This window comes from Haladaptatus caseinilyticus (assembly GCF_026248685.1).
GTDB classification, from domain to species: domain Archaea; phylum Halobacteriota; class Halobacteria; order Halobacteriales; family Haladaptataceae; genus Haladaptatus; species Haladaptatus caseinilyticus.
Genome location: NZ_CP111041.1, coordinates 551034 through 557465, shown reverse-complemented (window position 1 = coordinate 557465; position 6432 = coordinate 551034). Strand labels below are relative to the sequence as shown.

The window sequence follows — 6432 nt, the reverse complement described above, 5'->3', positions numbered from 1 at the left end:
TCAGAATTTGAGTTCGGTTTCCATATACAGAATATGAATACCGTATTTAGATACAGATTATACATAGAGCTGACGTAAGCGGTCGCGGATCGCATACGAACTTCAGCAATATCGTCGGGGTTAAATCGTAGACGGATTTACGTCGATCGTCGATCTACCGGCAGACAATCGTGGAACCATCAGTATTTTTTCCATGGTCGGTCTCATGCTTAGTATGAAAGCCGTCCAGTTTTCGGAGCACGGTCGCAAAGACGTTCTCGAATACGATGAGTTCGACGACCCTGAAATCGGCCGCGACGAGGTTCTCGTCGATGTGAAGGCCGGTGCGCTAAACCACCTCGACGTCTTCACTCGGCTGGGACTGGGCGCGCTCGAGCGCCTCGATTTGGAGATGCCACACATCCCAGGCAGTGACGCCGCTGGCGTCGTCGAGGAAGTCGGTGAAGACGTCGACCGGTTCGAGCCGGGTGACCGAGTCGCAGTCTCTGCAGGTTTATCGTGCGGACACTGCGAGTTTTGTCGCGATGGTGATCCGACGATGTGTACGGATTACAAGATTATCGGTGAACACGTCCGTGGCGTCCACAGCGAAAAAGCGGCGGTACCATCGGAAAATCTCGTTTCCGTCCCAGCGGACGTCGACTGGGAAACAGCGGCCGCGGCACCGCTAGTCTTCCAAACGGCTTGGCGAATGCTCATCACCCGCGCGGATCTCCAGCCCGGCGAGTCGATCCTGGTGCTCGGCGCTAGCGGGGGGGTTGGACACGCCGCTGTCCAAATTGCCGACTATATCGGTGCAGAGGTATACGCGACCGCCAGCACCGAGGAGAAATTGGAGTACGCCGCCGACATCGGCGCTGACCACACTATCAACTATGACGAGGAGAACTTCGCCGACGCCATTGCCGATGCGACCGACGACCGCGGCGTCGACGTGGTTGTAGACCACATCGGCAAAGCGACCTGGAATGACTCGTTGGACAGCCTTGCGAAGGGCGGACGCATCGTCACGTGTGGTGCCACGACTGGCCGCGACCCCGAGACGGATATCAACAGCATCTTCTGGAACCAGTTGGAGATTTACGGCTCGACGATGGGAACCCCTGGCGAAGTCGACGATGTGCTCGATCTCGTCTGGGAAGGCGCGTTCGAACCTCGCATCCGCGAGACACTGCCGATGAGTGACATCGAGCGGGCTCACGAAATCATCGAAGAGCGTGAGGGCTTCGGGAAGGTCGTCGTCATCCCGGACAGTGAACTGTAGTTTCGGTAGATCCCCGCACTGACGGCCAATAACGGCAATCTGGCGTAAACCATCATCCTTTAGCCCGGTCGTGCATGCTGAATCCTGTTATTAAGAAGTAGACGAGCCGTTAGTATTGTATACTAACTGCCGAGTTCAGGAAGCCATGTGCTTACTTACAGCCAACCATACACCATATTATGCTATATCATATCCGAAAATGAGTTTCGCCGACAGACAACCCGAGTCGATGTCTTCTCCGTCGAACTCCTCACCGTGTCCGACGTCTCGGTGGAAGCTCGAGAAATTCTGGACAACTCCGTCGAAAAAGGTTATATTTATTCACGTCCTGTCATCTCGAACGATGGCTAGAGGCAAAGGGCACCTTCTGGCGATGTACTGAAGTGATTCGTTCTTTGTTCACAGAGACATTTGACACACTGCGGTGTGAGGATGTCACCTTCAGGCAGGCCAACGTTCTAGAATCAGTTCCATCCGGTCGTGGGTTAGAATAGTATACTAATCGACGACTACCGAATTCACAGTTGTTCCCGCCGGATCGTCACTATATTCGCTGCCACTCGTTCGGATCCCGCCGCTGCAATCACGAGCAGATTCGGAGCGGGCGAACATGGGGCTTGATCACCGACGTGAAATCCAGCGTCCGTAGCACCCGGCAGTTGGACCTGATACCCGTTCCCCGCGATTTGGAGTGAGGAGCCTGTGACTCGATAGATAGAGACAGTGTCAAGAGCCGCGGTAGTTGCGAGTTCGACGATGTTCTCATCTGTAATGTGGTCGAGATCGATGACGAGGAGAAGGCCGTCAAACGCGAAAACACGAATATCCGCAAGTCGGGTGGTTTGGTCGTCGGTTTCTTCGACGAGTCCGGCTGCTCGTGCAGGCTTCGTAACTTGGAGGGCAAGCCCATCGCCGGAGCGTTTGATTTTGTTTGTCATTGGGGAGTAGTATGATATACTAACTCATTAGTGTTCACGTGGACAGTCGTGTTCCTGGTGAGAACTGCGAGTGAAAAGGTTCGAATGTTGACTTTTCCCGCGTGCGTTTAGTTTCACTTCCGCTCCGGTTGGCTGAAGACTTTATCCATCGGGTTCTACGAATAGAATGCAGTCAGCGAAGTAGACGGTGTGGACCAAAGTGTTCATTCCAAGCCCATTCTTCCACACCGTGTGCTCATTTCCCAATTACCGTCCGCCCGATAGTGTCACGAGCCGATCTTGTCACGGGATGTTCTCAAGCACCCAAACCGGCATGAAGAATTGACCACGACATACTCGACGCCACGATACGTATCGGAAACCGACTCTGCAATTACCGTAGAGCTGCTCCCTCAAGTCAATCGTTACTACTCTTCATTGAACGCTGGTCAGCGTCTGCGACGGTATCGGCGAGAAGTTGGTCGAATTCGAATCGTTTCAAGCCGTAATAGCAGACAAATCCGATCGGCAATCCTACCATCCACGAGATGTCGAGGAATGGAACACTTACGACTGCTCCCAACAGGAGGCTTACGAGTGCCGACATCGAGAAGCCACGGACGAACCAAAACTTTGAGCTCGTATCGACCGTGTAGAGCGAGGTGATATCGGTATCACGTTTTCTGATGATCCAGTAGTCCGCGATCAGGATTCCAAGCGCCGGACCAAGGAAAACGGAGTAAGCGTTGATGAACGTATAAAATATGTTGCTCGAAAAGAGATACCAAGGGAAGGAGACGACCGAAAGCGCACTCGCGAGAACGACTCCTTGCCGCCACGTGATTCCAAGTGAATCTTGGAAAACGTGAGTGGGCGGGAGAATGTTGAGGGTGAGATTCGTGGAGATCTGTGCACCCAACACGAACAGTAACATCGCACTACCGACGAGAGGGTTGGGGGCGACGATCATTATCGCCTCGATTGGGTTCGCATTTCCGGTCGAGACACCGAAGACCAATCCTACCAATAGCATGAACATCATCGGTGGTGCAATGCCGAAGACGTGACCCAGGACGTGGTTACGAGAGCCTCCCTTTTCCTTGAGATGACGGCTGAGGTCCGAGGCGTTGAGGGCGCCAGTAATTATGAACCCGACCGCTGCCGAAATCGTCGCGTAGAACTGGCTTCCCCACGACCCAGGATGGTTGATGACGTCGGTCGGTATCTGCTGTGTCGTAAGAACGAGATACACAGTATACGACAGTAACAACCCTAAAATCCCCGCGGCGATCGAATCGAACCACTTGATCGATGTTATCCCATTGAGGGCGAGGCCGACGTTCAACAGAACGAACAGCACGAAGTACACCCAGACGTTTCCGAAACCCCACAACGTCGTCGTAATCGTTTGAAGCGCGAGCGCACCGATCCAGTTACCGATACCAAGCCATCCGATGGCTGGAATGATTCTGAGATAGTTCGGAATGACTGCCCCACGAATGCCAAAGGCGGATCGTGTCTGTACGGCAAACGGTATCCCTTCTTCGTAGCCGGGGAACCCGTTTAGAATGAAAAATATCGTTGCGATGATCGTCCCGATCCCGATCGCGATACCTGCTTGAACGAGATTCAAATTCCCGTGAGGGTAGACGGCGAAAAACGCGACAGCAAACGCTTGGACGATAATTAGCGAAGACCACCAGACAGGGATATAATGGGAGAGGCCCATCGTCCGTTCTTCCCGCGGAATAGGACTCAATCCCTCGAGTTCCGTCGTATCGCTGATTTTGTTTTGTGAGTCTTCGGTCATGGATTTTCTACCTGTTTTTGAGATACCATACACCATGGCATACCATACACTCATTTAAATATTTGGGTCCAAATAGAACGTTGTAAAGCATACTGGGGAAATGTTGGTACAATTAGCCCAATTACTGGGAAAAGACTTAATAGTGTTTGCATCGCCATCGTTGGTATGCTCATCGAGATAAATCGGAAACGGTTTGTAAATGCGATGAAAAAACAAGCCGAAATAGGCGCTACCGAAAACGGTGGACTCCACCGTTTGGCCCTTTCGGACGACGACCGAAAAATTCGAGACTGGTTTTACGAGCAAATGGACGACGAGGGACTCGACATCCGTATCGATGAGTTTGGAAACATGTTCGGTCGAAGGGAGGGTCGGAACCCCGAACAGGGTACGATTCTGCTCGGTTCTCACCTCGACTCACAACCATACGGGGGAATATACGATGGTGCGCTTGGCGTCATTGCTGCACTCGAGTTCATTCGCACCCTCAATGACGAGGACATAGAGACCGAACATCCAGTCGAGATCGTCAACTGGACGAACGAGGAAGGGTCACGATATCAACCGGCGATGCAAGGAAGTGGTGTGTGGGCCAGTAATCACGATTTGGCGGAAGAGTACGACAAAACGGACGAAGATGGAAATCGGTTCGAGGACGAACTGGAGCGAATAGGATACAAGGGAGAGGAACCTGCGACACCAACGGAGAACTACGACGGCTACTTCGAACTTCACATCGAACAGGGACCGTATCTAGAGGAAAACGACGTCGATGTGGGAATCGTTACGGGCATCGTCGGGTTCACCTGGGGTGCAATTACCTATCGTGGTGAAGCCGACCACACGGGTCCCACGCCGATGCAGTACCGCAGCGATGCACTCATCGGGGCGGCAGACGTGATCACACAGATCCGGCGAATAGCGAACTCGCTCGGGGAGCGAACCGTCGGGTCGACCGGTTTCATGGACGTTCAACCGAACTCGATCAACATCATCCCCGGTGAAGTAACGTTCACCTGGGGCTTTCGTGATCCGAGCGATGAGATCGTCGAAGACGCCTTCGACCGCGTTCTCGCTGAAGCGGAGATGGCAGCGGAACGGGAAGGACTCGACTGGGAGTGGGAAGAACGGATGCGTGCACCGTCCGTCGACTTCGCTGAGAGGAATATCTCGGCGGTCGAGAGCGCCACGGAGAACTTAGGATACGACGCGATGCGGATTTTCAGCGGCGCTGGCCACGATGCCACACACGTCGCCGATGTCATGGATACGTCGATGGTGTTTGCCGTCAGTGAGAATGGAAAGAGTCACTCCGAGGAGGAGTATACGAGCTGGGACGACTGCTACACGGCGGCAAACACGTTCGCGAACGCCGCACTCGAACTCGCAATGGAGGACTAATCATGGGAGATCCACAATTCGATCGCGTCGGCATCTGGAACTGGGAACGCAAAGATATCACCGACGAAGTACGATACGCCCAGTATGCAGAATCGAAAGGATTGGACTCCGTGTGGCAGGGAGAGTCGCGTCTCGTTCGGGATGCGATGACTGTCATGGGTGCGTATACACAGGTCACCGACGAAATCGATATCGCACCAGGTGTGACGAATTGCTATACGCGAAACGTGGCGTTGATGGCCCAGACGTTTTCGACGCTTGACGAACTCTCCGGGGGGCGGATGAAGCTCGGCATCGGTGCATGGTGGGACCCCCTCGCAACGAAGGTCGGCATCGACCGTCAAAAGCCGCTTCGAAGGATGTGGGAATACTGTACTGTCGTCCGGAAATTGTTCGACCTCGAAAACGTGACTTACGAAGGTCAAACGCTCGACGTCGAAGATATCGAACTTGATCTCGTCCGTTCGAACGCTTCGCCACGGGATGTCCCGATATACATCGGTGCGACGGGCCCGACGATGCACAAGCTCACCGGCGAGCTGGTAGGCAATGGGGTCGCGGGGGGTGTGTTTATGAACTATCTCATTCCACCCGAACACAACGAACTCGGCATGCAGAAGCTCAAGGAGGGAGTCGAAAAGCAGGGAGGTTCGATCGAGGATGTCGATCGACCACAGTTGATCGCCGTCTCAATGGACGAGGATCGACAACGAGCGATCGATCAGGCCCGCGGGCTCGTGACGCAGTACATCGGACAGCAACCCCACATCAAGAAAGGATCGGGAATCGACCCCGACCTCGGTGAACAGGTCGAGGCAGAGTTGGGAAGTTGGCCCGCGACGGCCGAGGATATCGAACGTGCCAGCGCCCTCGTGGACGACGAGATAGTGACGAACGTCGTCGCTGCGGGGACCCCAGAGGACGTCGTGAGTCGTGTACAGGATTACTGTGATGCAGGGTGTACGGAGCCTGTTCTCTACTCATTGGGTGACAACGTGGAGGAAGTTATCGACGTCTTCGCCGAGTTCAATTCGGAATAA

5 protein-coding genes are annotated in these 6432 nt (G+C 53.9%); 3 read left to right on the top strand and 2 right to left on the bottom strand.

What is annotated here, in order from left to right; all coding sequences use genetic code 11:
* Nucleotides 1–214: 214 nt before the first annotated feature.
* Complete coding sequence (locus tag OOF89_RS22505) at nt 215–1264, top strand: zinc-binding dehydrogenase (protein ID WP_266082270.1); 1050 nt, start codon at nt 215–217, stop codon at nt 1262–1264.
* Between the two features lie 518 nt (nt 1265–1782).
* Here OOF89_RS22505 and OOF89_RS22500 read toward each other — a convergent pair.
* Both OOF89_RS22500 and OOF89_RS22495 read right to left on the bottom strand, forming a co-directional pair.
* Nucleotides 1783–2202, bottom strand: a complete 420-nt coding sequence (locus tag OOF89_RS22500) for a hypothetical protein (protein ID WP_266082268.1) — start codon at nt 2200–2202, stop codon at nt 1783–1785.
* A 397-nt stretch (nt 2203–2599) separates the two neighbouring features.
* Nucleotides 2600–3991, bottom strand: coding sequence for a cytosine permease (locus OOF89_RS22495; protein WP_266082266.1), 1392 nt, complete (start codon nt 3989–3991; stop codon nt 2600–2602).
* Between the two features lie 165 nt (nt 3992–4156).
* On the opposite strand from OOF89_RS22495, the gene OOF89_RS22490 reads away from it, so the two are divergent.
* Nucleotides 4157–5392: a Zn-dependent hydrolase gene (locus tag OOF89_RS22490; protein ID WP_266082264.1), complete on the top strand. Its 1236-nt coding sequence runs from the start codon at nt 4157–4159 to the stop codon at nt 5390–5392.
* A 2-nt stretch (nt 5393–5394) separates the two neighbouring features.
* A complete protein-coding gene (locus OOF89_RS22485; RefSeq protein ID WP_266082262.1) occupies nt 5395–6432 on the top strand; it encodes an LLM class flavin-dependent oxidoreductase in 1038 nt (345 codons plus the stop codon).